Raw genomic sequence first — 25192 nt, forward strand, 5'->3', positions numbered from 1 at the left:
ACAGCGGAGGGTAATATCGGAGTTTTGCCGGAAAGCTCCGCTTTCCTTGCCTGCTACCGGCCGCGTGCCGGCTCCACGGGCCGATGTGTCATTCCGGCCCTGGACGGACTTCGAGGAGTGTCCTCCAATCCCCACGATCAACGAGCAGCGTTCGCCCCTGGCCAGAACGGGACGGGCGGACGTCTGGGTCATGGCTGTCAGCGGCGGTCTGCTGGCCGCCTTCGTCGGCGCGGCCCTCATCGCGCCCGGCACCGCCGGGGCGGCCGTGGACGCCGCGTTCACCTGGTCAGCCGACTGGTTCGGCGCCTACTGGCAGGTGCTCCTGCTGGCCACCTTCGCGGTCGCCGCCGTGGTCGCTTTCTCCCGCTACGGCCGGGTGCGCATGGGAGGAACCGCTACGCCCGAGTTCAGCCGCTTCCGGTGGGTCGCCATGGTGCTCACGACGCTCCTCGCGGCCGGCGGCGTGTTCTGGGCCGCGGCGGAGCCGATCGCCCACTACACCGAGACCCCGCCGCAGTACGCCGACTCCGTCGACGGGCCCATGGCCGGCGTCGCCGTGGCGCTCGCCCAGAGCTTCACGCACTGGGGTTTCGGGTCCTGGGCCATCGGCGGGTCGCTCGCCACCCTGGTCATGATGCGCGGCGTTCAGCAGGGTATGCCCCTGCGTCCGCGGACGCTCCTGTACCCGCTCATGGGCGAGCGGGTTCGGACGCACTGGATCGGAACGGTGGTCGACATCGCCTGCGTCGCGGCGACCGTCGCCGGCACCGTGGGACCGCTCGGCTTCCTCGGTCTGCAGGTGTCCTACATGTCGGGCATCCTCTTCGGTACTCCCGACGGCTATGGCGTCCAGGCGGGCATCATCCTCAGCATCACCGTCGTCGCCGCGATCTCCCTGCTCAGCGGGATCGCGCGCGGAATCCAGCTGCTGAGTCGGATCAACGTGTGGGCGGCGGTCGCCCTCATCCTGGCCATCGTCGCCCTCGGATCGGGGGCGTTCGTCGTCGATGCGTACCTCCAGGCGAGCGCGGTCTACGCCCGCGAGTTCGTCACGATGTCGCTGTTCCGCGGCGACGACGAGTGGCTCGCCTACTGGACCGTGTTCTTCTTCGGCTGGTTCCTCGGCTACGCGCCCATGATGGCGATCTTCATCGCCCGCATCTCCCGCGGCCGCACTGTGCGCGACATCTTCCTCGGCGCGACCGTCCTCCCCGCCGTCGTCACCAACATGTGGTTCAGCGCGCTCGGAGGCACGGGCCTCTATCTCGAAATTCAGCGCCCCGGCGTCATTTCGGACTCCTACGCCGAGCACGGGCTCCCCGCCGCGGCGATGTCCATGATCCAGGCGCTGCCCTTCACCGCCGTGCTCGGTGTGATCACGGTGATCGTGTCGCTGGTGTTCCTAGCCTCCACGATTGACACCATGTCCTACACCATCTCGGCGTCGAGCATGCACCACGGCGAACCCACGGCGTGGGTCCGCCTGTTCTGGTGCCTCGGCATGGGACTGGCGGGAGCGGCGCTGCTGGGTGTCGGAGACGGGGGAGTCGACGCGCTTCAGTCGTTCATCGTGGTCGCCGCCGTCCCCGTCGGCTTCATCCTGCTGCCGACCCTGTGGACCGGCCCGCGCGTGGTCATGGAGATGGCGGCCGAGCAGGGCATCACCGGACCGCGCCGGTCCGCTGACGCCGCGGAGGGGACCGGTCCGTCGCCGCGGGAGGAAGCGAAGCAGGCGGAGGCCGAGCCGGTCACCGCCGGGAGCTGAGCCTGACGGGGCGGGCGCGGCCAGCCGCGCCCGCCGCCACGAGCGCGAGGCGGCCCGCTTCCCGGGCTTCGCCGCCATCGCTTGGACGGCTGATCCGCTACCGCGGGCTCACCTTGTGAGTCGATACCTCAGTCCCGTTCTCCTGGACGCTGGGCGCCCCGGTCAGGGGCGCGGTGAGATACCAACCGCCGCCATTCCCGATGACCGAAAAGGAAGATCTTTGGCCGGGTGCAGCCTCGGGAGGAGTGGGTGGGTGATCGGGCGATTTTGTCGGATATGTTTCGCTGCATTCTGCACTGGCGAAGAATCAGCGACTCCCTGCCCGACGTGCGTGGACACGGAATGACGGGTGTGCCAGGGGAGTGAATTACGCGTCAACCGGAACGCGATATTGGGAATGACGGGCACTTGTGGTCGCCGATCAGCCGCCGCCATTCTAGGCGCGGTCTGATGAGTTCCAATCCACACGGGGTGATCAGTATGGCCATGTACACGTCCCCACCGCACGGTGACACGGAGGCCACCGCAGAGAACCGACGGGCGGTGCAGACACTGGTGCACGCCGGTGAAACCGCCGAGGTTCCCGCGAGCGCCGCACCGCGCGCTGGAACACAATTCGGCCCGCTTCTTCTGCTCTCGGCCAACCCCGACGGCGGCGAGCCGATCGAGGATGCCCACGGCGGTGTGGTGCAGAACCTCGCCTGCGCCCGGGCCTTCTGACGACCCGCGCGATGCTGACGTCACCGCCCTCGGCCCGAATCGAGGACGCCACCCAGGTCCTGGCCGCCGATGTGGCCAGCGCCCTGGCGGCCCCCGGACGCGCCTTCACCCTGGAGCGTCGCGTGGCCGACTTGGACGACTGCGGCACGGGCCTGGGGGCGGTCCGTGTTCTCGGCGCCGACATCCTCGCCCCCTACGTCCTGTCCGACCGGGTTCCCGGGGACGATGACATCGCCGTGATCCGGGAGGCGGCGCGGTCCTACCCCGCGCCGCCGGTCGCGTCCACCCCCGATCTCGTGTGGGCCGCGCGCGACTGGGCCCTGCGGCGCGTGCTGGCGCGCTTCGCCGTCGACGCCACGACGTGGGAGGGGCTGTCGCCCGCCGCCGCCGTCGACAGCGACTCGGGAGAGGGGATCGCGGCCAGCATCGACGAGCGCTGGCCCGCCTGGTCGGTCGCCTACGCGCGGCTCTCCTCGCTCGCACTGCCCGGGCTCGTCGGCACCACCCGCACCGAGGCCGGACGCCGACGGGCCGACCTCAGTCGGGGCATGGTGCGCTCGATGCTGCGCCGTGATCACCTCACCGCCGCGCGTCTGGCCCGCTGGCTGGCGTTGGACCACAGCACCGCGCCGGAACCGCTCCTCACGCCCGCGTTGGAGTACATGGCGATGCTCGCCACGGGTGAGCCCCGCACGGCACTGGAACTGACGATCGCTCACCTCCTCAAGGAACCGAAGCGCTGATGGATGCCGCAACCATCGGATCCGCCCACCGGGTCGGTGACAGTGCCCTGGACTGGCTCGACCAGGTCCGCTCCTGTTTCGCGCTGGACCGGGACGTGCCCGACCACGAGATCGACGGCGACGCGCTGAAGTCGCTGAGCGAGCTCGCGCTGGCCGCCGGACTCGTCCGGCGCGAGGCGGTCTTCGGCCCGCGCAGTTCGGGTGTCGCCGATGCCCTTTTCGATTTCGCCTGGCGCGAGTTCCGCGAAGGCGACCTCCTCTTCCGGATGCAGCAGCACTCCCCGGCCGCGACCCACCCGCTGGAGATCTACTCTGTCTTCGCGGCTGGCGGCTACCAGCACCCCGAGCTGGAAGAACTGGCCACCCATCTGGCAGGGCTGCGCGCCGCACGTGTGCCTGAACAGCTACCCAACCGCCGGTTAGCGGTACTCGCCGCTGCCCGAAGAACCGGGCTCCCGCAGTACGACGACCCCGTTGAGCTCACCGCTCGCACCTGGCTCGGCGGGACCCCCGAGCCATGGATGCTGGACGCCAACAACGCCTACGGCGTCACCCACACCGTCGTCCACCTCACCGACTGGGGTGCCGACCCCGAGGGGCTGCCGCAGGAACTGGAGGACTACCTTCACCAGTGGCTACCGGTGTGGGTGGAAGTATTCGACGCAGCTTCGTTCTGGGATCTGCTCGGTGAATTCCTCATCGTCGGCACCTGCCTGCGGCGTCCGCTCTTCTTCCCGCATGTGTGGGCCCACCTGGCCCAGGCGCAGCGGGACGACGGCATGATCCCGAACGGCGTCACCCGTCCACCGAGCGACCTCCAGCGCGCCTTCCGCAACCATCACCATCCGACGATCGTCGCCGTCATCGCCGCGACGATGACGGTGTCGCGTGCGCTCGGTGCCAGTGCGGCAGTCCCAGGAGGTGCGGCGTGACGACATCCGCCCAGACCCAGCGCCTGTCCACCCTGCTCGACACCCACATGCGCCCCCTCTTAGCTGAGAAACGCGTGCCCGCCGTCGCGGTCGCCGCGATCCGTGGGCAACAGGAGGCGGTACGGGCCGTCGGCTTCCAGCGGCGCGGGCTGCCGGACCTGGTCGACCCCTACACGACCTTCGAGACGGGGTCCGTCACCAAGACCTTCACCGCCCTGCTCCTGGCCGAGATGGTCGCCAACGGGGATGTCGACTACAACGACCCGATCGACACCTATCTGCCGCCCTACGCCCGCCCGCGCCGCGGCGAGCGCCCGATCACCCTGCTCAACCTGGCCACGCACACCGCCGGACTGTCGCGCTTGCCGCGGAACCTGTTCCCGGGGGCGGTCACCCACTGGCTCTCCGATCCCTATGCCCGCTACTCGCGCGACGACCTCCACCGCGCCACCGCGCGGGTCCGGCCCCTGCCCGCCGCGCCGCCCCCGCCGCGCTACTCCACGTTCGGAATCGGCCTGCTGGGCCAGCTCCTTGCCGACGCCGCCGGGACCAGCTACCCCGAGCTGCTCGCTGAGCGCATCACGGGTCGCCTGGGGATGGACGACAGCGGTGCGCCACCCGCGATCGCCGCGGCGACACGCTCGGCCACGGGCCACCGCCGTGGGCGGCCGGTCAGCCCCTGGCACTTCGACGCACTCGCCGGTGCGGGCGCCGCCCGTTCCACCGCCAACGACCTGCTGATCTATCTCCGCGCCCACCTGCGCCCAGAGATGATCAAGCCGCCCCTCGCCGACGCCCTGCGGGCGGTCCGCGTCCCACACCGCCCCATGGCGGGGCGCGCCGGTGCTGCCGGGACCAGCATGTGCCTCGTGTGGAACCACCGCGTCATCGGCGAACAGACCCTCTTGTGGCACACGGGCGGCACCGGCGGCTTCACGGCGTTCATCGGGTTCAGCCCGAGCGCCGACGCCGCCGTGGCCGTGCTCGCCAACGCCACGCCCACCTCGCGACAACCCACCGTCCGCACCGCCCGACGCCTCTTCCACGCCGTGCTCTTCCCGGACGGCTACAGCCCCCGCTAATACAGCGCCTGCTCTCCACCCGCGCCACCGCTGAGCCATGGCGGGGGCGTCCGATTGCACCTCGTCGGAACGCGGGAGGTCAGAAATCGTATAGTGTCTTCCGCTTTGTCCGGATGCCGTGGCGTGGATGGTAGTTATCCCTGCCCGATCTGCGGCAGACCGCATGTCTTCCATGTGGCGCGCTTGGGCGTCGGTGCTGCCTACATCCCTCTGTTTGGAATGCGGCGAGAGTCGTATGTCGATGTCGAATGGCAGTTCATGAGGTTCTGGGGCGGGAAGAGCGGGAGGGGTCGGAGTGTCATGGTCTTGTGCATTCCCCAGGGCATTGAATTCGAGTGTCGGTCCGACGGAATTTGGAGTTAATGGGGGGTGGACATACAGGTTGAGGGGCCCCTCATTCCTTCCGAGTCCGCATGTCAGCTGCTTCGTGTTCGCAGCGGCCCGGGCCGCGGGGGAATGCGATTGCCATCGCTGAGGCCGCCGCCGTCACTGTCGTCCAGCGTATTCCTCGAAGAGCGAAGTGTGCGTATGTGGGAAATCTGGTGTAATCGTGGGACACGATGGTATTCTGACTCAGTGTTCCTGGTGCTCGCAGGCGAACGAGCGAAATATGTGCCGGTGGAGTTCAGGTGAAGGGGCAGATCGAACAAGCGCTTCCGTTTGGCCGTAGCCCGGAGGCCGCCTGGTTCCTCCTCTGCCCCGTGCCGGAGGTCGGACGGATTACTACGGAGGCGTTGCCGTCAACCGACAGCTGCCCCCAACCCGGCTCCCCTCGGGCCGGGTGCCGCCATACTGGTGGGCGTGTGTGAGCGTTCCATCTACCGCGGGAGGCATTTCGGCAGCCTGAACTACCGCGTCGCGTTCAAGCGTCCCCCGCGCGGGGCAGTGTCGTCGCGGTCGGGCAGAACACGCGGAACGAGGCCGACACGCCCACCGGCGCGGCTCCCGTCTGACACTTCCGGCGCCTCCATTGCGGTCAGCCGGACGGCCGAGGGGAGCGCTCACCTGTGAGCACCAGTGCCGGGAGAGCCGCCCGGGGCGGCGCGGTGCTGGTCGCGGCGCTCGCGACCGACTCGCTCGGCCAGGGACTGTTCCTACCGCTGTCGCTGGTCTACTTCACCGAACTCACCCCCGTCCCGCTGGCGCTCCTCGGTGTGCTGCTGAGTGTCGCGAACGCCATCACGCTTCCCATCCCCATCTGGGCGGGCGCCATCGCCGATCGGGTCGGTGCTCTCCCCGTCGTGGTCGCGGCCCAGTTGATGCAGGCGGTCGGGTTTCTCGCCTATGCCTGGGTGGCCGGGCCCGTCGGGATCTTCCTCGCCGCGAGCCTGGTCGCGTCCGGTGTCCGCTTCTTCTGGTCGGCCATCTTCACCGCGGTCGCGGATTACGCCGACAACAGCACCTCGCAGCGCGGGACGGACACCTGGTACGCGATCAGCAACGGGGCACGAACCGCCGGGCTCGCGGCGGGCGGCCTGCTGACCGGTGTGGTCATCGCCGACGGGCGCGAGGCCTCCTATCGCGCCGTCGCCTATGGCGCGGCCGTGTGCTTCGCCCTCGCGGCCGTATTGATCGGCGCGTTCGTCCGCACCGGTCGGCCCCGCCACCGCCCATCAACCACATCCGGCCCCGGTTACTCGGCGCTGGTGCGCGATCGGCCCTTCCTCGGGCTGATCTGCCTCAACACCGTCTACGCGTTGTCAAGCCTGATGCTCGGACTCGCTCTCCCCACCGTGGTGTTGAGTGGAATCGAGGGACCGTCCTGGCTGACGGCGTCGATCCTCGCGGGCAACGCCATCCTCATCGCCCTCCTCTCCGCGCCGGTCGCGCGTCGCCTGGCTGGTCGCCGCAGAACCCGGGGTCTTGTGGGAGCGGCGGTGCTGTGGTCTGGCTGGTGTGCGCTCATGAGCACCCTCGTGCCCGGACAGCTGGAGTGGGTGATACCGGTCCTGCTGGTCGCGACCCTCCTCTTCACCGCGGCCGAGCTGACGCACGCTCCGGTGTCCAACGGTCTGGCCGCGAGTATGGCCCCCATCCAGGCGCGGGGCCGCTACCTCGCCGTCTTCCAGTACTCCTTCACGATCGCCTCGATCGCCGCGCCGGCCTTCTTCGGTGCCCTCTACGAGGCCGATCGAGCCGCACCCTGGCTGGCCCTGGGTGTTGCCAACGGCGCGACCGTCGCCGGAGTCCTGGTTCTGGAACGTCGGGTACCGGCCCACGTTCTGCGGGACAGCGCACAGCAGCGGCTGGGGTAGGACGCCGTCGATACCGTGACCGAGCGCCTTCAAGGGAGGCTCCCCCTTGGTCGCTCAGGCCAGAGCGATCGCGATGCCATGACGTGGTCATTCGGGTGCTATGAGGTTGGGGTGCGGTGATCATGCCGCCCCTGGGATGACCGGGCCGGAATTCGCCGGCCTCGCGCCCTCGCTGCCGGTCGCACCGGTAGCCCTGCCCCGACCCCACCGCCACTGGTGCGGTAGCCCGACCCGCACCGCGGGAGGCGCTGTCGCGCTGAGTGGCCCACGTGCGCGCGAGAGCCAGCGGCGATGAGGAAGCGCAGGGCCGGGCACACCCGTTCTTCCTGGGCTCCTGGTGACGGCCCCGCCTGGTCCTCAATCACTGGACGGGGGAAACACACCCCGCGAGGGCCTCGTTTCCGTACTGCTTGGTCTCGGGCCGCTCCACCAGAAGGGCGTGCGCCGGTCGGTCGGCGACGGGGCGGTGCCGCAGGCCCCGCTGCACCACGAAGATGTCCCCGGGGGTGAGGACCACCGGCTCCCGCCCTTCCAGGTCGAGGCGGAACGTCCCGTCCCAGCAGAGGAAGAGCTCGTCCTCGTCGTGGTGGTGCCAGGGGAACTCGCCCGCCAAGCGGGCGATGCGCACCGCGGAGTCGTTGACCAGGGCGAGTTCCCGCGGCTGCCAGGGGCCGGGCAGGGCCGCGGCGGCCTGAGTGATCGAGACCGGGCCGCCCGCTTCCGTGTTCTGCGTTCGTCGGATGAGTGGTGCCATGTTCTGCCCCTTGCATCGTTGGCCGTCGACGGTGATCGTCACACCGACGACGACCATCGTGGATCGGGGCGAGAGCCGTGCCCAGAGCCAATCCGGGCATAATTGGTCTGGCCATGAAACCAATCGACCTGACCGAACGCCTCGGCCGCTGGTCGTCGGGGCACGGGCCGCTGTATCTGCTGCTCGCGGGGCGGCTGCGCCAGCTGATTGATAACGGCGATCTTCCGCCGGGGACGCTCTTGCCCCCGGACCGCGCACTTGCCTCGGCGCTGGCGCTCGGGCGCTCCACCGTCGTCGCCACCTACGACCTCCTGCGTACCGAGGGCCGGATCGTGCGGCGGCAAGGGAGCGGCACCCGCGTCGCCGGTGAGCCGTCACGTGCGATGTCCGCGGCCGAGCTGCCGGACGACACGACCGACGCGCCCGTCTTCCTGCATCTCCTGGAGCCGCGCGACGACGTGATACCGCTGGGCTGCGCCGCGCCGGACGCCGTGCCTCCCGAGCTGACCGAGGCCTACGCCCGGGTTCTGCCTGAGCTCGCCGCGACCACCAACGACATCGGATATCACCCGCAAGGCCACCTTGGGCTGCGACGCGCGATCGCCGAGCACTACGAGCGACGCGGCGCTCCCACACGATCGGAACAGATCCTGGTCACCACCGGCGCCCAACAGGCACTGTCCCTGCTCGCCCGCGCCCTTCTCCGCCCGGGCGGCCAAGCGCTGGTAGAAGCCCCCACTTACCCCGGTGCCCTGGAAGCGTTCCGCGAGGAAGGTGCCGTCCTGCGCGCGCTGCCCGTCGGGCTGGAGGGCTTCGAGGCGACGGTGGGCGAACACCGACCAGCACTGGCGTACGTGGTCTCGACGTTCCACAACCCGACCGGAGCGGTACTGCCGGCGCTGGCCCGACGCCGACTGGCCAAGGTGGCGGGCGCCGCCGACGTTCCCCTGATCGACGACGAGGCGCTGACCGACCTGGGATTCCCGGAAGAAGAGCATCCGCCGCCAATCGCGGCCTATAGCGACGCCGTGATCTCGGTCGGCTCGCTGAGCAAGATCGTCTGGGGCGGTCTGCGCGTCGGCTGGGTGCGCGCCCCTGTCCCGCTCATCACCCGGCTTGCGCGGTTGCGCGCCGTGCACGACCTGGGCGGTAACACCCTCGCGCAGCTGGCCGCCGCCGACCTGCTGCCGCGCCTCGAACCGCTGCGGTGCCGCCGGGCCACCGAGCGGAAGGCATGCCACGACCACTTGCGCGCGGAGCTGGGGCGGCACCTTCCCGACTGGGATGCCCCACCCGCGCGGGGCGGGCAGACACTGTGGGTGCGCCTGCCCCGCGGCGACGGTGGCGCTTTCGCTCAGGCGGCGCTGCGGCACCGTGTTGCCGTGCTGCCGGGCAGCGGCCTCGACGCTGCCGACAGCAGCCGCGACTACCTGCGCCTCCATTTCATCGCATCCCCGAAGGAACTGAGCGAGGCCGTGCGGCGCCTGGCGGTCGCCTGGCGCGGGTTCGCGCCCTCGGAGCCACCCGCCACCCCACTGCCGTCCATGGCGGTGTAGCGGGTGGTCAGGAGCGACCACGCCTGCCCCGCCCCACCGCTCGGCGGCGGGGGCTCTCGCCGATCTCGATATCGCCCCGCAGCGACGCCAACGACGACAGTGGCGGCGAGGCGCACGGCGGTGAGCCGGTAGGCGGTGACCGGCACAACGCGACTCGCGGTGAAGGCCGACGACGAGCCCGGTCACCTGCTGTCAGCGGAACCGCACGACGACACCCGGCTCCGGCTGCGCTACGAGATCGCGCATTTGCGCCTTAAGAACGCCGGACCGTGGAGAGCGCGGCCTCAGGTGCCGGTGGGCACTGCGGGAGGGGCCTCGCCACGCCTCACTCCTGTCACTCCTCGACCACCGGCCGGTAGGTGCACACGTGCACGCCTGTGCCACTGGTGACACTGGCGACCAGCTCCATCGTGCGCATCACACCGTCGTCGGGGAAGATCGTCTTTCCGCCGCCGAGAAGCACGGGCATGACGATGAGCTGGACTTCATCGAGCAGTCTCTCCTGCAGGAGGGTGCGCACGAGTGCGGAACTCCCCATGACCAACAGGTCGCCGCCGGCGGCCTGCCGAAGCTCCCGGATGCGGGCGAGGGCCGCGCCGCCGGGGATGCGCGTGGTGTTGTTCCACGTCAGCTCATCGTCATCCAAGGTCGTCGTCACGACGTACTTCTTGATGGCGTTCATCCGGTCGGCGAACGGGTCGCCACCCCTCTCGGGCCACGCCGCAGCCATCGTCTGCCACGTGCGCCGTCCGAACAGCAGCGCCTCGGCCTTGTTCACCGCGTCGCTGAAGGCACCGCCAACGACCTCCGGGTCGAAGAACGACTGCGTCCAGCCGCCATGGGCGAAACCACCCTCGGTGTCTTCCTTGGCCCCGCCGGGAGCCTGCACAACGCCGTCCAGGCTCATGAACTCCGTTGCTGTGATGCGCATGGGAGACGCTCCTCTTCCTGTTCCTCGTGTTGGGGGAGAAGGCAGCGGAGACAGGTGCGGCGCTCGGAAATCATCGCGCCCCAGCCGTCCCCCCGTCCCTCTTTCGTGAGGTAGGGCTCAGCATGGCATGTGGAGCTGACAGAACGGCAGTAGGGCGTCGAGCACAGCGACAACGACAACGTCGGCTGTGTGGCCCCGGGCCTGAAACTCGCGGGACCACACAGCCGGGAGGCTTTCACCGACCGCGCCGGGCACGGGCGGCTGCGGCTACTCGCCGTCCGCTGCGTTTTTATCGCAGGAGCCGCCAGCGGCGCCGCCGTCGGTGCTGCCGCTGCCGGGGGCGGCGGCGCGCTGGGAGAGCACAACGATGGGGGCTCGGGTGGCTTCCTGGCGGTCTTGGTCGAGCTTGCGCCAGGCCGTCGCCCATCGCTGGAATTCGGATTCGTCACCGCCGCAGGCGATGACGAATGCATTGAGCTGGGTGAACTTCGGCAGCTCGTCGCTTTTCAGGGCGGTATGGAAGGCCGCGGCCGAGCACGTGTAGCCGCAGTTCGTCGCCATGGTCCGATAGGACGGGTTGCCCGCCCAGCGGCGGTAGCGCCGCATCGCCTCGACGAACTCCGATGGCGTGTTCGCCTGCAGGGGGTCGGGACGCAGGTCGAAGCCCTCCACGTCGCGCACGGCGATGGCGCGCTGCCTCCGCGCGGACGGCTCGGGCCGGTCGTCGCGTCTCCCGTTTCCGGCGACGGGGGGCGGGGTGCGACGCTGCCGCCGGGTTCGCTGGTCGCGTTCTTCCCGGTGATCGCGGTGAGGATCGCGGTTATCGGGGGCGACAGGCACGACCGGGACCTCACCCATCAGCGTCCCATCGGCGGTGCGGTGAATACGGCGCGGAGAGGCATCGGGGGCGACCTGGTAAACGGTGGAGGGGCGTTGGGGGCGCTGAAGCCGTTGGGGACCGGTTGGCTCCAGTAGGTCGCGGAAGCTCATCCGATCCCCTCCGCTGCCAACCGTGGCGTCAGGCGTGCGCCGCGGCCGGCGGCGATCGCGAGCGTGCCGAGGCTGATCAGCAGGGCGGTGGCGATGCTGTCTCCGCCGATGGACAGCACGAAGGCCATCGACACGACGGCGGACAGCATCAGGAGACAGTGGGCGCGGGGACGGCTGCCGCTGATTCTCAGAAGCATTGTTGAAACGTCCTTCACTTCTCGGGGCACTGGACCGGCCTGGAGCGAACCGACAGCGCTCGGGGATACGACGAAACAATGCGGCACGCCAGTGACGACAGGAGGAGACGGCGCGCCACGAGCGCGGGCGGTTGGCCGTGAGGCGAATTTACAGCAAGCCGCCCGGCCGTCGAGACCCTTTTGGCCTCGATTGTCGGTCAGATCCGCCCATGTGTCACATGAGGTTTTTCGTGTACATGGATGCTTCTGTGCCCAAGCATTTGTCATTTCTATTTAGAGGTGTTCAGGAACGTTCGGTAGCGTTCCGCGGCGTCTTTCTTTGTTTTTCGGGTGTTCAGGGTGTTTTTGGTGGTTTGATCAGGGAAAGTAGGGTCGTGGAAAATTCGGAATGAATGACGGATTATTTCCGGGTGGGCGAATAGCGGGTAAGGCGCATGTCGTGAGCCGGTGCGCAGGCGTCGGCGACCTCGGTGGCGTCGATAGGCCTGGATCTCGCCATGCCGGTCGGGACGAGGCGACCCCAACCGGCGCGATGCGGCCGAACCCCATACCCGTTGCGCCCCCGGCCGGTCGCGCGGGGCCGGGGGCTCTCAACGTGAGTACTGGCGCTCGTGTAGGGCGTCGACCGTCCGTCATGTGGGTATCGAAGCCGCGCGCTAGGCCTCCGCACGCTGGAGGGCGAGGTCCGCCCGGGGCAACAGCTGCCGCGGACCGATGTTCTTACGGAGGAGCGTGAGTCCGGCGCGGTGGAGCTCGGAGCGGTGGTGGGAGGCGCATGCGTCGGTGGTGACATAGGGGGTCAGACCGCGCTCGAAGGCGCCGATGGCACTCTGGGTGACGCAACTTTCGGTGTCGACGCCGCATAAATAGAGGTTCTCCCAGCCGTGCTCCTTGACCAGGACGGAGCCTTCCTCGGTGAAGAGGGAGTAGACGGTCTTGTCCAGGGCCACGCTGGACTCGGTGTAGGGGGTGAGCTCGGCGATGATGTCGACTTCGGGAGAGGCCTGAAACTTGTGCCAGTCGAGGATGCGGGTGTAGGGGCTGCCCGGGTAGTTGAGGTATCGGGTGAACAGCACCGCGCCTCCGGCTGCCGCCCAGCCGCGGACGAGCCCGACGACCTCGGGAACGATGTGAGCCGACGGGGGCGGGGGCCTTTTCGTGTGCCACCCGCGCATCGCGGCGCGACGCGCGGCCGCCGGTTGACTGAGGGCGGCACCGCCCCATGCGACGCGGCGGTCCAAGAGGGGAGAATCGGCCAATGAGGGCAGTGATCTGACAAATCGCTATCAACCTTTCCGGCTGGAGGGCGGGGAGGTGAGCGACGGTGGAGCACAGCCGATCCGGTATCGGACGGCTTATCGGTGCGGGCTGGGGCTGCCCGAAACGGCGCGAGAAACCGGGACGATGTCCATGAAACGGAGGGATTTCGGGGAGATCCGCGACGAGAGAGCCCATAATCCTAAAGTCACACCTACCCTTCTAGGCGCGCCAGCAGTTCTGGTCAGCTGACGAGAGAACAGGTGTATATGGACGCCTTCGTACTGCCCGACTTCTACCTCCCCTACCCGGCGCGTCTGAACCCGCATGTGGAACGCTCCCGCGCGCACACCATGCGATGGGCTCGCGATATCGGCATCCTCGACGCCCCGTCGCCCCAGGGCGGGACGGTCTGGGACGAGGAGACGCTGGCCGCGATGGACTACGCGCTTATGTGCGCCTACACCCACCCCGACTGTGACGGCCCCATGCTGGACCTGATCACCGACTGGTATGTATGGGTGTTCTTCTTCGACGACGACTTCCTCGCGCGCTTCAAGTACTCGCGCGACATGGAGGGCGCCCGGGCGTACCTGGCCCGACTGGAGATGTTCATGACCGACGAGGGCGCCGAGGACCAGGCGCCCGAACCGGAGAACGCTGCCGAGGCCGCCCTGGACGACCTCTGGCGGCGGACGGTTCCGATGATGTCGGGCGACTGGCGCCATCGGTTCAAGCGCAGCACCTACAACCTGATGATCGAGTCGATGTGGGAGCTGGACAACATCGACCGAGGGCGGATCGCCAACCCTGTCGAGTACATCCAGATGCGCCGGAAGGTGGGCGGCGCGCCCTGGTCGGCGAACCTGGTGGAGGTCGCCGCCGGGGCCGAGCTGCCCGACTACCTGGTGGGTTCCCGGCCGCTGCGCGTCCTCACCGACACGTTCGCCGACGCCGTGCACCTGCGCAACGACCTCTTCTCCTACCAGCGCGAGGTACGGGAGGAGGGGGAGAACTCCAACGCCGTGCTGGTGTTCGAGCACTTCTTCGACTGCACCACCCAGCAGGCCGCCGACAAGGTCAACGACCTGCTGACCTCCCGCCTGGTCCAGTTCGAGGACACCGCGCTAAGCGAGGTGCCCCCGCTCCTGGCCGAAAGTGCCGCGTCCCCTGACGACGCGGCGCGGGTGACCGCCTATGTGAAAGGCCTGCAGGACTGGCAGTCGGGCGGGCACGAATGGCACGCCCGGTCCAGCCGGTACATGAACGGGGACGCGGTCCGGCAACCCGCCATCCCTCTCGTCCCGGTCGGGCTCGGCACCGAGACGGCCCGGCTCCCGATGCTGGCGGTCGGTCCCGGCCTCGCGCGCCGTACACAGCAGCACACCCAACCGCTCTACGAGGCGGTCGGCCACCTGCCGTTGCCCCAGCTGCCGGTTCCCTTTCCGGCCCGAGTCAGCGCGCACCTTCCGGCAGCGCGCCGCCACGGCAAGGAGTGGGCGCGGCGGATGGGCTTCTTCGAGTCCGTCCCCGGTGCGGATGTGGGCGCGGTGTGGGATGAGGAGATCTACGACGCGGCCGACTTCGCCCACTGCGCGGCGAGGATCCACGCCGACGCCGAGCCCGACCAGCTCGATCTGTCGACCGATTGGCTGGGCTGGGGTACCTACGGTGATGACGTCTACCCGCGGGTGTTCGGTGCGGCGCGCGATGTGCGGGCCGCCAAGGCGTGCACCCGGCGCCTGGCCCAGTGCATGCCACTGGACATGGTGCCGGCGGTGGTGCCGTCCACGCAGTTGGAACGGGGGCTGACCGATCTCTGGGAGCGGACCGCCACGCCAATGAAGCTCCCCCAGAGGGAACGGCTGCGGGCCGCGGTGCTGAGCATGCTCACCGCGTGGGAGTGGGAGGTGGAGAACCAGGTCGCGAACCGGATCCCCGATCCGGTGGATTTCCTGGAGATGCGCCGTCGCACCTTCGGCGGGGACATGACTATGGCCCTGGCCCGGTTCGCCCACGAGGATGCGGTCGATGCCGCTGTCTACCAGACCCGGGTCATCCACGAGCTGGAGACCGCTACGCAAGACATCGCGACGATGACCAACGACTTGTACTCCTACCAGAAGGAGATCCAGTACGAGGGGGAGGTGCACAACCTGGTCCTGGTGGTTCAGAACTTCCTCGACGTGGACCGCTTCACCGCGCGCGACATCGTGATCGACCTGATGGGCTCGCGGGTCGATCAGTTCCAGCACATCGTCGACAACGATCTGCCCCGGCTGTACGAGGAGTTGGAACTCGACGCCGCTGCCCGTAAAGCGCTCGACTGGCACGCCCGCCACCTCACCGAGTACATGGCGGGAATCTTGGAGTGGCATCACGAGGTCGACCGGTACAAGGAGGACTACCTTCGACGACAGCAGGAAGGTCGTGAAGGAGGGGTGAACTCGAACGCGGGGGTCGGGATGGTGCCGCATGGCCCGAACGGCCTGGGAACGTCGGCGGCCCGCCTCGCGCAGGCCGTCGGCGCCCGCCTGGTCAGCTAGATGCGAAGACCGATGCGCGCCTGGCGCCGACCGCGCTCAGCTCGGATTCATGTCAGGACCCTGCCGCCGGTGCTGAACGTGTGTCCGGCTCCGTTCCGAATTCCGTGGAGCCGGACACCACATCAGAAGGGCGGTGAGAAGGCAGGCCATGCGAGGCCGGACAGCGGCCTAACGCCATCTGTTGTCGCAGATGCGCCCGCCGCGACCCTTCTTGCAGACCTGAATCCACACGTCCTTGACACCCTTGCCGTTGTAGTACCAGTGGACGCTTTTCGTCACCGGTGCGTTGCGGCCCTTGGTCGACTTAATGATCTTCGTTTTCGTCTGCCAACCGTGCCAGACTTTCGTCCGGTAGTGGATACGGAACTGGGCGTAGTTTCCGTCTCCCTTGGTGTCCTTGACCCAGCCCTGAACGCTCGCCTTCTTCCATCCGCCGCCGCTGCGGTTGGACCAGCAGATCTTTCCCTTGATGCGGGCGCCAGAGATCTTACTCCGGGCGGTCCGGCATTTTGCTTCGGGGACGGCCTCGGAGGTCGGGGGAGCCGACTGCACGGTCACGTCGGCGGCCGCCTGCGCCGAGAGCGGTCGTCCGTCGGCCGCGGCAGTGGGGGCGCCCATCAATCCGGCCGCCAGACCGAGCCCGCTGGCCACGACGGCGCTGCGGCGGAGCAGTGTGTATTGCATTTCCGTGTTCTCCCTTCGTCAGCCTTGGAACCTTGTCCAGTCTCCTGGGAGAGGATGAATGCGGCACCGCGATCCCGGGCACGCCGCACCTGGAGGCAGCGAATCTGCCTATATTCGATCAACGGTGCAGGTTTGCAGTGGACGGTGGTGATTCAGTGATATTCGCACAGTCCCCGCAGATCGACGTTCTAATCGGTGAAGATATACGAATATTGTCAGCCTTTCGATCCCCTTTGTGTGGCCGGATCCGGACATTGTGAAATCGCAACGTCATTTTCGATGAAATTGAAACAACGAGCGGTTTTACGGGGCGGCCGCGCCCTCGATCGTCCAGCGGGAGCATGCCGTTGCTGCCGCAGTGGACCATGACCGGGGCCTTAAGTTCGCAGGCCCACCCCGTAGACATGGCACTGGTCAGACGCTAGGTGTCCGTGGGGTCGGTGCCCGCGTCGGTGCCGGGGCGGTCCGGAGAAGCTGTTGCGTCGGCGGCGGGGGAGCGCAGCATGCCGCGTTCAGTTTGCGCGATGATGCGCGTACCGACCAGGTCACCGGTGACGTTGCAGGAGGTGCGGGCCATGTCCAGGATGGCGTCGATGCCGGCGACCAGGGCGACTGGGGCCATCGACAGACCGGTCTGGGAGACCGTCATGGTGAGCATGATCAGCCCGGCACCCGGGACGCCTGCCGTACCGATGGATGCCAATACCCCGACCAGGACCACCGTCAGCAGCTGGGAGACGGTGAGGTCCACCCCGGAGATGTTGGCGACGAAGACGGTGGCGGCGCCGACGTAGATCGCGGTGCCGTCCATGTTGACGGTCGCTCCCAGGGGGAGGGTGAAGCTGTAGACGCTTTCCTGTACCCCGAGCTTTTCGGCGGCCCGGGAGGAGACCGGGAGCGTCCCGCTGCTGGAGCGGGTGACGAATCCGGTCAGCATGGGGTCCTTGGCCGCGGCGAAAAAGCGGCGGATGCCGACACGGAAGAGCAGCATGATGCCGGTGTAGACGGCGATCTGCAGGGCGATGCCGCCGTAGACCACACCGGTGAGCTTGGCCAACGGGACGATCGACTCCACACCCGTTTCGCCCATGACCACCGCGATCAGGGCGAAGACGCCGATCGGCGCGTACTGCAGCACACCCTTGATCACCAGGAAGACCAGTTCCACGGCGCCGTCGACGCCGCGCCGAAGGAAGTCGCCGAGCTCGCGGACCCGGTCGTCGTCGCTGCCGCGCATGTAGGTCAGCGCCAGACCGGCCACGACCGCCGCGAACATGACCGCGAGGACGTTTCCGTCGACCAGGGCCTTGAACGGGTTCTCCGGAACGATGTTGAGCAGGGTCTCCGACACCGGAGGGGGATCGCTTCCCTCCATGGTCTCGCCCGGCATCGTGAGCCCGGTGCCGGGTGCGACCGCCAATGCGAGCGCGAGCCCGATGGTGATGGCGAAGGCCGACGTGACCAGGTAGAAGAGGAACGCTTTGAACCCGATGCGCCCGAGGGCGGCGGGGGTGACCGACGAGACGCCCGCGATGAGGGTGACGATGATCAGGGGCATCACCAACATCTTCAGCAGACGTAAGAAGAGGTCGCCCAATGGAGCGATGACGGTGATGGGCTCGCCGATGGCCAGACCTGCCGCGGCACCGGCGACCAAACCGATCGCCAGCTTCCAGATCAGGGGAAAATCAAGATAGCGCCGCCAGAGCGACCTGCTCGACGTCTGTGTGGACATTGTCCTCCTTTGCGGTGTTAACCCGTGCACTATTGGACAGGACGGGGGACACTGCCCGAACCGCCACCACACGTCGGTTGCTGTAGCGTCCCAGGTCGCGCCCGCTTCACCGGTCCCGAATCGCGCTCTGCGCGAAATCGCCCCGGACGACGTGGCGGTACGTCATCCCGGTGGGGGAGTCCCGTCGGGCGGTGGCGGTCGACACACGCGCAGGCGCCCGTGCGCGAACTTCGTGCAATCGCACGTCAACGCGCCCGACCGCGCCTCGGTAGGGGATATGTGGCCGTGACAAGGCGGGTGTGGCGACCGTTCCTCGACACTCCACAATGACGGCGTCAAGGGGGCCACGAGCTTGGTGATGATGTGACCTGGGCACGGCTGGGGTGTCTTGATGGTGGAGTCAGGGCGGTGTCTGCGTTGGGGCGGAGGGACGGGAGCGTCATCTCTCCCTATCCGAGTCCGGCGGGTACCGGCGTGCGGGGAAATGCCTCACCCGCGGGCGCGAGAGGGGTGGTTGCACGCCCAGCCGCTAGGTCATCCAGCCCTCGTCGGTGGGTCGTGTCCTCGTGGCACGTAGGCGCGCCCCCGGAGGACGACCCATAGGCACGCCCCGACCAGCCTCCCTTTTGCTGGGTCGGGCAATTCAAGTGCGTCGGGCCTGCTCGGGCCCGACGCACGTTTGCTGTGCCGCGTTAGCGGCTGCTGATACACAGCAGGAGACAGATGGAAACCCCGCTGTGTCCGTGGTGGCCGTACCCGTGGTGGCCGTACCCGTAGTGGCAGGACTTGTAGTGGCAGGGCCCGGATGCGCTGGGCACCGAGGCCGATGACGAGGCCGAGGCCGGAGCCGCGCCCAGCGTCATCGCGCCGGTCAGGGCGGCCGTCGCTGTGAGGGCCGCTGCGGTCTTACCAAGGTTGCGCCTCATGGCTTTCCCCCCGAATGTTGCGGTGATATCGAGATGTCCACTAGATCACCTATGTGGTGTTCCTGGTGAACGTGCCTGTATGTCCACCGTCGCGCTCTTGGTGGGGATTATGAAGAAAAAGGGGGTATGGCGACGGTGTTCGATCGGGAAATGCCTACGGGCCCTCCCGACCGCTTCAGACGGGGGCGGCCGACGCTATACGAGGCAATTTCGCCCGGGGTGATGCGTGATCGGCGGCAAAATGAGGATGAACGTGGTCGCGGTGTGGTGCTCGGGCGTGGCACTCGGCGCGGTGGTCACCATCGCGGTAGCCACGAAGCTCATCCCCCGATGGAGAAACCGGAGGTCGTTGTCGCCCTTGACGTAGGTGCTCATCGGTGACGGCATCGGGGTGCGCACCGGCGTGACGGTCACATCCCCGTGCCGCGAGCACAACCGCGTTGTCGCCGATCTCCCCAGTGCGGTCGATCCGTCCGCTTTGCGGCGCATGTGATGGGAATTCTGTAATGTCCAAAACCCCGGCATAGCGAGCAAAGAAATTTAAGTGTAAGAGTGTTTACTTTTGCAGAAAGGATCCCCGCTGCGTCTCTGTCCGGGCGTTGTCCGCTGGCACTGGGTGGGGTGCTTGGCGGCGGCGCGGTGCGCACGCGGGCCGTCGAGGCGTCAACCGTGCCCTGTTCGCCAGATCGGGCATGGAGGATGCGTCGGGCCTGAGTCGACCCGACGCATCTTCGTGTCCCGGTGCCATCACAATCCCGCTAGCGGTGGTGGTAATGGATCGGGCTACAGAAGCCGTAGTACCAGTACACGTACGGACAGAACTTCGTCGAACCGTGGGGCGCCGGTGCCGCCGCTGACGTCGCAGCCGTGGCCGGAGTCGCCCCCATCAGCATCGCTCCAGTCAGTACGGTGCTAGCGGCGACGGCCGTTGTCGTCTTGGCAAGCTTGCTATTCATGTCCCCTCCCGAATGCGTTATCGATGGATCTGTCCGCAGGGTCCGCAGTGCGAGATAGACAGCAGAGATGCAGACATCTCCAGAATCGCGCACCCTCCAGGTGGGATAAAGAAAAAGGAAGTAAGATGACCCCCTTTTTGGGGTCAGCCCGGCGTGGGTGGTTGCGTCCGTACCGGAGATCATCTATTGACGCGAAATGGGGGAGGTCCGTGAGGGCGGCGATAGCAGGGGGGAATCGATGCGCCAACCGCATTCTTTCCACATATTTTCCGCTGGGACATGTATACAAGTGCGTCGGATCCGGGTACCCACGACGCGCCGCTGCGCGCTCGGATCACCTCAGCTGCCGGTGCTCGCGGAGATCCCGCCGATGTCGAAGTACCCATGGTGGCCGGAGTGGTGGCCGTGGGAGTAGGAGCGGCTGCTGCCGCCGCAGGGGCAGCCTGCCGAACCGCTCGACGCGGGCGCTGGCGTCGACGCCGATGCTGGCGCTGCTCCCAGCGTCATCGCGCCGCTCATCGCGGCCGTGGATGCGAGAGTCGCTGCGATTCGCGTGCGTTTCATGTCCCCTTCCGAATACTCCAGTGGATCGAGGTGTCCGCCACATCCGTGTCATGATTTATCGACGTGATGCGCCGACATTTCGAGAATCGCGACTCTGCCTGGGGGATAGATAAAAAGCAGGTATTGTCACTCTGTGTAATTTAATGGATACTCTTTGTTGTGTTTTCGTGTGGAGATCATCGACCGATTCGAGGAGAGGGCATGCGAGCGGTCCTAGAGGGCGATAGAGCGCCGCCCAGGCGCCGACCGTCCCGTTGCCGCCAGGTCGGGCACGAGAGAAGGTGCGCCGGATCTGATCGGACCCGACGCACCACTTCGTGGTATGCGTCATGTCGCTAGCCGATGCTCACAGAGAATCCGCCGAGGCCGAACCCGTGGTGCCCGTAGTGGTGCCCGTATCCGTGGTGTCCGTAGTGCCCGTAGTAGTAGCAGCAACCTGCTGACTCGCTGGACGTCGAGGCCGAGGCCGAGGCCGGGGCCGCGCCCAGTGCCATCACGCCGCTCAGCATGGCCGTTGCCGCGAGGGTCGCCGCGATCTTGCCAACCGTGCCCTTCATGGTGCCCCCCCATGACTTCATTGGCCTATAGATGTCGGCTACGTGATGTATGTGGCTGACGTGCCGACATGCCCAGAATCAGCGGATCTGCCAGGGAAGATAAGGAAAATGTAAGTTTGGTGACCTTCTTCGCTGAGCCCAGGCAGGCGCCGCCCCTCGATGCCGCCCGCGCGCCCCGGGCCGAATCAGCCAGCGGAAGAGGACGTCTGCGTGGTTCCGCCCTCTCCTCCCTTGTCCGCATCGGCGGCCGCGTCCGGCGTGGTATCGATGACAGTCTCCGTGGTCAGTGTCTGGTGCACCGGACACTTGTTGGCGATCTCCAGCAGCCGCTGGCGCTGCTCCTCGTCCAGGTCGCCGTCGAAGCGGACGAGCCGTTCGATCCGGTCGACCTTCCCACCGCGCGTCTCGCAGTCCGCGCAGTCCTTGGCGTGAATTTGGGAGTGCCGGAGCGCCACCGTCACCTTTTCCAACGGCCACTCCTTGCGCTGCGCGTACATGCGCACCGTCATCGATGTGCACGCACCTAGACCCGAGAGCAGCAAGTCGTAGGGCGATGGGCCGGTATCGGCTCCGACCGGCTTGGGCTCGTCGGCGCTGAAGACGTGGCGGCCGGCCGTGACGTGCTGCCCGAGCGCACCGGTGCCGCTCTCGGCCACCGTCACGAAGCCCTCCGCGGCCCGTTCCTCCTCCTGATCCGCCGCCTTGCGGCCGGTGCCCGGCCCGAGGGCGTAGCGGCTCGCCCATGACGCGAGTACCGTGGCCGCGAAGTCCGAATCGGCGCGCTCGGTGAGCAGGTGGTCGGCGCCGTCGAGCGCGATGAAGGACTTGGGGTGGCGGGCCGTGTCGAAGATCCGCCGGGCGTTGTCCACCGCGACCGACTCATCGATCGGCGAGTGCATGACCAGGAGCGCGGTCCCCAGCCGCCGGATGCGCTCGGCCTGTGGCTGCGAGGCGATGTCGTCGAGGAACTGCCGCCGGATGCGGAAGGTTCGCCCGGCGAGGCGCACCTCGGCCTCGCCACGCCGCTCGATTTCCTCCCGGTCCTCGGCCAGCAAGCGGGTGACGTGCGCCGGGTCGGCCGGAGCGCCGATCGTGGCCACGGCCCGCACCTCCGGAATCCGGTGCGCGGCGGCCAGTACCGCCGCCCCGCCCAAAGAATGCCCGACGAGCAGCGTGGGTGCGGCGAATTCCGCTCGGAGATGATCGGCCGCCTGCACCAGGTCCGAGATGTTCGAGCTGAAATCAGTGTTGCCGAAATCCCCGCCGGACTGCCCCAGCCCGGTGAAGTCGAACCGCAGCGCCGCGAACCCGAACCCGGTCAGCGCCCGCGAGATCCGGGCCGCGGCGAACACGTCCTTGCTACAGGTGAAGCAGTGCGCGAACAGCGCGTACGCGCGCGGGGCCGTGTCGGGGAGGTCGAGCCGCGCCGCCAGCGGTGCCCCCTGTGCCCCGGGGAAGTCCCATCGTTTGCTGTTGCTCTTCTTGTCTTCACCAGCCATGGGAACATCCTGACATTCCGGTATTCCAGAAGCTGTCCGCGCAACACGCAATCGTCAGATCGCTGACAGGTCCGACAGATCCACATCCCGACCGATCGAAAATCCTCTGCACCGGCCCCGACACCGCACCTCGGGATCATCGAATTCCTCGACCGGTGCTGACAGGATGGCGCCGAGCAAAAGGGAGGACACCATGAACGAACAGGTCGGGAAAGACGGCCAGGCGCCGAGGTTCGACGGCCTGCGTGCGCTGTTCGTCAACTGCACGCTCAAGCCCCGACCGGCGCTGAGCCACACGCAGGGTTTGATCGACCGCAGCGCCGACCTGATGCGCCGGGCCGGGGTCGAGGTGGAGCAGCTGCGCGCGGTCGACCACGACATCGCGACCGGCGTCTACCCCGACATGACCGAGCACGGGTGGGCGAGCGACGCGTGGCCGCGCATCTACGAGCGGGTGCTGGCCGCCGACATCCTGGTGCTGGCCGGACCGATCTGGCTCGGCGACAACAGCTCGGTGATGAAGCGGGTCATCGAGCGCCTCTACGGCTGCTCTCACCTGCTCACCGAGGCCGGGCAGTACGCGTACTACGGGCGGGTCGGCGGATGCCTCATCACCGGTAACGAGGACGGGGCCAAGCACTGTGCGATGAACGTCCTCTACAGCCTGCAGCACCTGGGATACACGATCCCCCCGCAGGCCGACGCCGCGTGGATCGGAGAGGCCGGCCCCGGCCCCTCCTACATGGACGAGGGATCGGGCGGCCCGGAGAACGACTTCACCAACCGCAACACCACGTTCATGACCTACAACCTGATGCATCTGGCCGCGATGCTGCGGCGCGCCGGCGGCGTCCCGGCCTACGGCAATCAGCGGTCGGCCTGGGACGCCGGGTGCCATGCGGGCTTCGACAACCCCGACTACCGGTGACACCCTCCCGCCTGTCAGCGGGAGAAGCCAGCAGACCGGGGCCCCCGCCGCTGGCGGTTGACAATGCGTTGACCGGGCATCCCCGAAAGCTCCACGTCCGGACCGGACCTGTCCGGCCCCGTGGCCTTTGACCGACGGGTTGACGGGGCATACAGCGCACCACACGTCGGCGGGCGGGGGCGATCCGCCCGACCAGTCGAGGCCGGAGGCACGCACACGTGGGGAGAAGCAGATGGCGGAGGGCACGGCGTGACCGATCTGCTGCTCCTGGCCGGGGCCGTCCTCGGCTACGCGCTGATTTCCGGGCGGACTCGCGGTACACCGCTGACCGCGCCGATGGTGTTCGTCGCCGCCGGGTTGATCCTGGGTGATGGCGGGGTGGGCGCGCTCAGCGGCACCGCCACCGCGCCCATGGTGCGCATCCTCGCCGAGGCGACCCTGACCCTGGTGCTATTCACCGACGCCGTCCGCATCGAGCTGTCGGTGCTGCGGCGCGAGTACGCGTTCCCGCTGCGGCTGCTGGGCGTCGGCATGCCGGTGGGCATCGCCCTCGGCGCCCTCCTCGCCTGGGGGGTCTTTCCCGGCCTGGGCATGTGGGCGGCGGCGCTGTTAGCGGCGGTCCTGGTCCCGACCGACGCGGCGCTGGGCGCGGCCGTCGTCACCGACCGGCGGCTCCCGGTGCGCGTCCGCCAGACACTGAACGTCGAGAGCGGGCTGAACGACGGCATCGCCCTGCCGATCGTGATGGCGCTGGTCGCGGTCGCCGCTACGACGCAGGGCGACATCGGCTCCCCCGCGTCCTGGCTCGGCTTCGCCGCCCAGCAGATCGGGTTCGGCGCGCTGATGGGGACGGTCGTCGGCGCCGTCGGGGGATGGCTCCTGGTGCGGGTGGACGCCGCAGGGTGGGTGAGCACGACCTACCGCCGCCTGTTCGTCCTGGCACTGGCGGTCGTCGCCTACGCAGGCGCCGAGGTGGTCGGGGGCAACGGATTCGTCTCCGCGTTCGTCGCCGGGCTGGCGTTCGGAGGAGTGGCCCGTCCCCACTGCCCCGCGGTGCACGAGTTCGCCGAGCGGGAGGGCGAGCTGCTGGAAATGGCGACGTTCACCCTGTTCGGTGCGATCATCATCGGCCCCCGCCTGGACGACATCACGGGGCCGGTCCTCGGCTACGCCGTGCTGAGCCTGGCGGTCGTGCGCGTGGCCGCCGTGGCGGTGGCGATGATCGGGGCGAAGGCCCGCTGGGAGACGGTCGCCTTCTTGGGCTGGTTCGGGCCGCGCGGACTGGCATCGATCCTGTTCGCGCTGCTGGTGGTCGAGGAGTCCGGCATCGCGGCGGCTGACCGGATCATGCTGGTTACCGGCGTGACGGTGCTGCTGAGCGTGTACGCCCACGGCCTGACCGCCGCCCCCTGGGCCCGCGGCTTCGCCCGTCGCGCGGGAACGTTCGCCCCCTCGGCACCGGAGAACCTCCCGGTGACCGAGCACCGCGTGCGGCGGCGCTGACAGCGGTCTTCCTGGCCTTACCCATCCGATGCCGCACGGCTCGCCCGGCAAGGCTTCGTCGCCTCCACGGGGTCGTGGCGGCCCTTCGACTGGCTTGACCTTCCCGCCCGGT

General features: G+C 68.2%; 23 protein-coding genes. 10 read left to right on the forward strand and 13 right to left on the reverse strand.

The features are described 5' to 3' along the window. Positions 1–190 precede the first annotated feature (190 nt). From ABD259_RS18650 to ABD259_RS18675, 6 genes are all read left to right on the forward strand, one after another. Positions 191–1765 (forward strand): BCCT family transporter, encoded by a 1575-nt coding sequence (locus ABD259_RS18650; RefSeq protein WP_344106017.1) that lies wholly within the window; start codon positions 191–193, stop codon positions 1763–1765. A 450-nt stretch (positions 1766–2215) separates the two neighbouring features. Further along, positions 2216–2485, forward strand: coding sequence for a hypothetical protein (locus ABD259_RS18655; protein WP_344106015.1), 270 nt, complete (start codon positions 2216–2218; stop codon positions 2483–2485). 11 nt (positions 2486–2496) lie between these two features. Then, positions 2497–3228: a hypothetical protein gene (locus ABD259_RS18660; RefSeq protein ID WP_344106013.1), complete on the forward strand. Its 732-nt coding sequence runs from the start codon at positions 2497–2499 to the stop codon at positions 3226–3228. Continuing rightward, complete coding sequence (locus tag ABD259_RS18665) at positions 3228–4160, forward strand: DUF6895 family protein (protein ID WP_344106011.1); 933 nt, start codon at positions 3228–3230, stop codon at positions 4158–4160. Before ABD259_RS18660 ends, ABD259_RS18665 begins: the two co-directional genes overlap by 1 nt. After that, positions 4157–5242: a serine hydrolase domain-containing protein gene (locus ABD259_RS18670; protein ID WP_344106009.1), complete on the forward strand. Its 1086-nt coding sequence runs from the start codon at positions 4157–4159 to the stop codon at positions 5240–5242. Before ABD259_RS18665 ends, ABD259_RS18670 begins: the two co-directional genes overlap by 4 nt. Before the next feature lie 1007 nt (positions 5243–6249). Continuing rightward, on the forward strand, positions 6250–7497 hold the full coding sequence (locus ABD259_RS18675) for an MFS transporter (RefSeq protein WP_344106007.1): 1248 nt from the start codon (positions 6250–6252) through the stop codon (positions 7495–7497). 361 nt (positions 7498–7858) lie between these two features. Here ABD259_RS18675 and ABD259_RS18680 read toward each other — a convergent pair whose 3' ends face one another. Further along, the gene (locus tag ABD259_RS18680) at positions 7859–8251 is read right to left on the reverse strand and encodes a cupin domain-containing protein (protein ID WP_344106005.1); all 393 of its coding nucleotides are present in this window, start codon (positions 8249–8251) and stop codon (positions 7859–7861) included. A gap of 113 nt (positions 8252–8364) precedes the next feature. On the opposite strand from ABD259_RS18680, the gene ABD259_RS18685 reads away from it, so the two are divergent. Continuing rightward, positions 8365–9807, forward strand: a complete 1443-nt coding sequence (locus ABD259_RS18685) for an aminotransferase-like domain-containing protein (RefSeq protein WP_344106003.1) — start codon at positions 8365–8367, stop codon at positions 9805–9807. 334 nt (positions 9808–10141) lie between these two features. On the opposite strand, the gene ABD259_RS18690 is transcribed toward ABD259_RS18685, so the two are convergent. From ABD259_RS18690 to ABD259_RS18705, 4 genes are all read right to left on the reverse strand, one after another. After that, positions 10142–10738, reverse strand: coding sequence for a dihydrofolate reductase family protein (locus ABD259_RS18690; protein ID WP_344106001.1), 597 nt, complete (start codon positions 10736–10738; stop codon positions 10142–10144). A 267-nt stretch (positions 10739–11005) separates the two neighbouring features. Further along, entirely contained in the window at positions 11006–11728 is a 723-nt protein-coding gene (locus ABD259_RS18695) for a hypothetical protein (RefSeq protein ID WP_344105999.1), read from the reverse strand. Beyond that, positions 11725–11877 carry a hypothetical protein gene (locus ABD259_RS18700; protein WP_344164212.1) on the reverse strand — a complete coding sequence of 51 codons (153 nt, stop codon included), beginning with the start codon at positions 11875–11877 and terminating at the stop codon, positions 11725–11727. The genes ABD259_RS18695 and ABD259_RS18700 overlap by 4 nt, the downstream gene beginning before the upstream one ends. 704 nt (positions 11878–12581) lie before the next feature. After that, complete coding sequence (locus tag ABD259_RS18705; protein ID WP_344164301.1) at positions 12582–13100, reverse strand: cysteine hydrolase family protein; 519 nt, start codon at positions 13098–13100, stop codon at positions 12582–12584. 351 nt (positions 13101–13451) lie between these two features. Between ABD259_RS18705 and ABD259_RS18710 the strand changes: the two genes are divergently transcribed. After that, positions 13452–15728 carry a terpene synthase family protein gene (locus ABD259_RS18710; protein WP_344164215.1) on the forward strand — a complete coding sequence of 759 codons (2277 nt, stop codon included), beginning with the start codon at positions 13452–13454 and terminating at the stop codon, positions 15726–15728. A 168-nt stretch (positions 15729–15896) separates the two neighbouring features. Here the strand turns inward: ABD259_RS18710 and ABD259_RS18715 are convergent, their stop codons facing one another. From ABD259_RS18715 to ABD259_RS18750, 8 genes are all read right to left on the reverse strand, one after another. Then, complete coding sequence (locus ABD259_RS18715) at positions 15897–16412, reverse strand: hypothetical protein (protein ID WP_344105992.1); 516 nt, start codon at positions 16410–16412, stop codon at positions 15897–15899. 421 nt (positions 16413–16833) lie between these two features. Beyond that, on the reverse strand, positions 16834–18147 hold the full coding sequence (locus ABD259_RS18720; RefSeq protein WP_344164218.1) for a dicarboxylate/amino acid:cation symporter: 1314 nt from the start codon (positions 18145–18147) through the stop codon (positions 16834–16836). Positions 18148–18839: 692 nt separating this feature from the next. Beyond that, a complete protein-coding gene (locus ABD259_RS18725) occupies positions 18840–19073 on the reverse strand; it encodes a hypothetical protein (RefSeq protein WP_344105988.1) in 234 nt (77 codons plus the stop codon). A 195-nt stretch (positions 19074–19268) separates the two neighbouring features. Next, a complete protein-coding gene (locus ABD259_RS18730) occupies positions 19269–19448 on the reverse strand; it encodes a hypothetical protein (protein WP_344164221.1) in 180 nt (59 codons plus the stop codon). 383 nt (positions 19449–19831) lie between these two features. Continuing rightward, complete coding sequence (locus ABD259_RS18735) at positions 19832–20029, reverse strand: hypothetical protein (RefSeq protein WP_344105986.1); 198 nt, start codon at positions 20027–20029, stop codon at positions 19832–19834. A 339-nt stretch (positions 20030–20368) separates the two neighbouring features. Next, on the reverse strand, positions 20369–20593 hold the full coding sequence (locus ABD259_RS18740) for a hypothetical protein (protein WP_344164224.1): 225 nt from the start codon (positions 20591–20593) through the stop codon (positions 20369–20371). A gap of 335 nt (positions 20594–20928) precedes the next feature. Next, positions 20929–21150, reverse strand: a complete 222-nt coding sequence (locus ABD259_RS18745) for a hypothetical protein (RefSeq protein WP_344164227.1) — start codon at positions 21148–21150, stop codon at positions 20929–20931. A gap of 185 nt (positions 21151–21335) precedes the next feature. Beyond that, complete coding sequence (locus tag ABD259_RS18750) at positions 21336–22649, reverse strand: bifunctional alpha/beta hydrolase/OsmC family protein (RefSeq protein ID WP_344164230.1); 1314 nt, start codon at positions 22647–22649, stop codon at positions 21336–21338. A gap of 193 nt (positions 22650–22842) precedes the next feature. Between ABD259_RS18750 and ABD259_RS18755 the strand changes: the two genes are divergently transcribed. Both ABD259_RS18755 and ABD259_RS18760 read left to right on the forward strand, forming a co-directional pair. After that, positions 22843–23577, forward strand: a complete 735-nt coding sequence (locus ABD259_RS18755; protein WP_344164232.1) for a flavodoxin family protein — start codon at positions 22843–22845, stop codon at positions 23575–23577. 249 nt (positions 23578–23826) lie between these two features. After that, entirely contained in the window at positions 23827–25080 is a 1254-nt protein-coding gene (locus ABD259_RS18760) for a cation:proton antiporter (RefSeq protein ID WP_344164235.1), read from the forward strand. Positions 25081–25192: the final 112 nt, after the last annotated feature.

The organism is Nocardiopsis rhodophaea (assembly GCF_039530945.1).
Lineage (GTDB): Bacteria > Actinomycetota > Actinomycetes > Streptosporangiales > Streptosporangiaceae > Nocardiopsis_C > Nocardiopsis_C rhodophaea.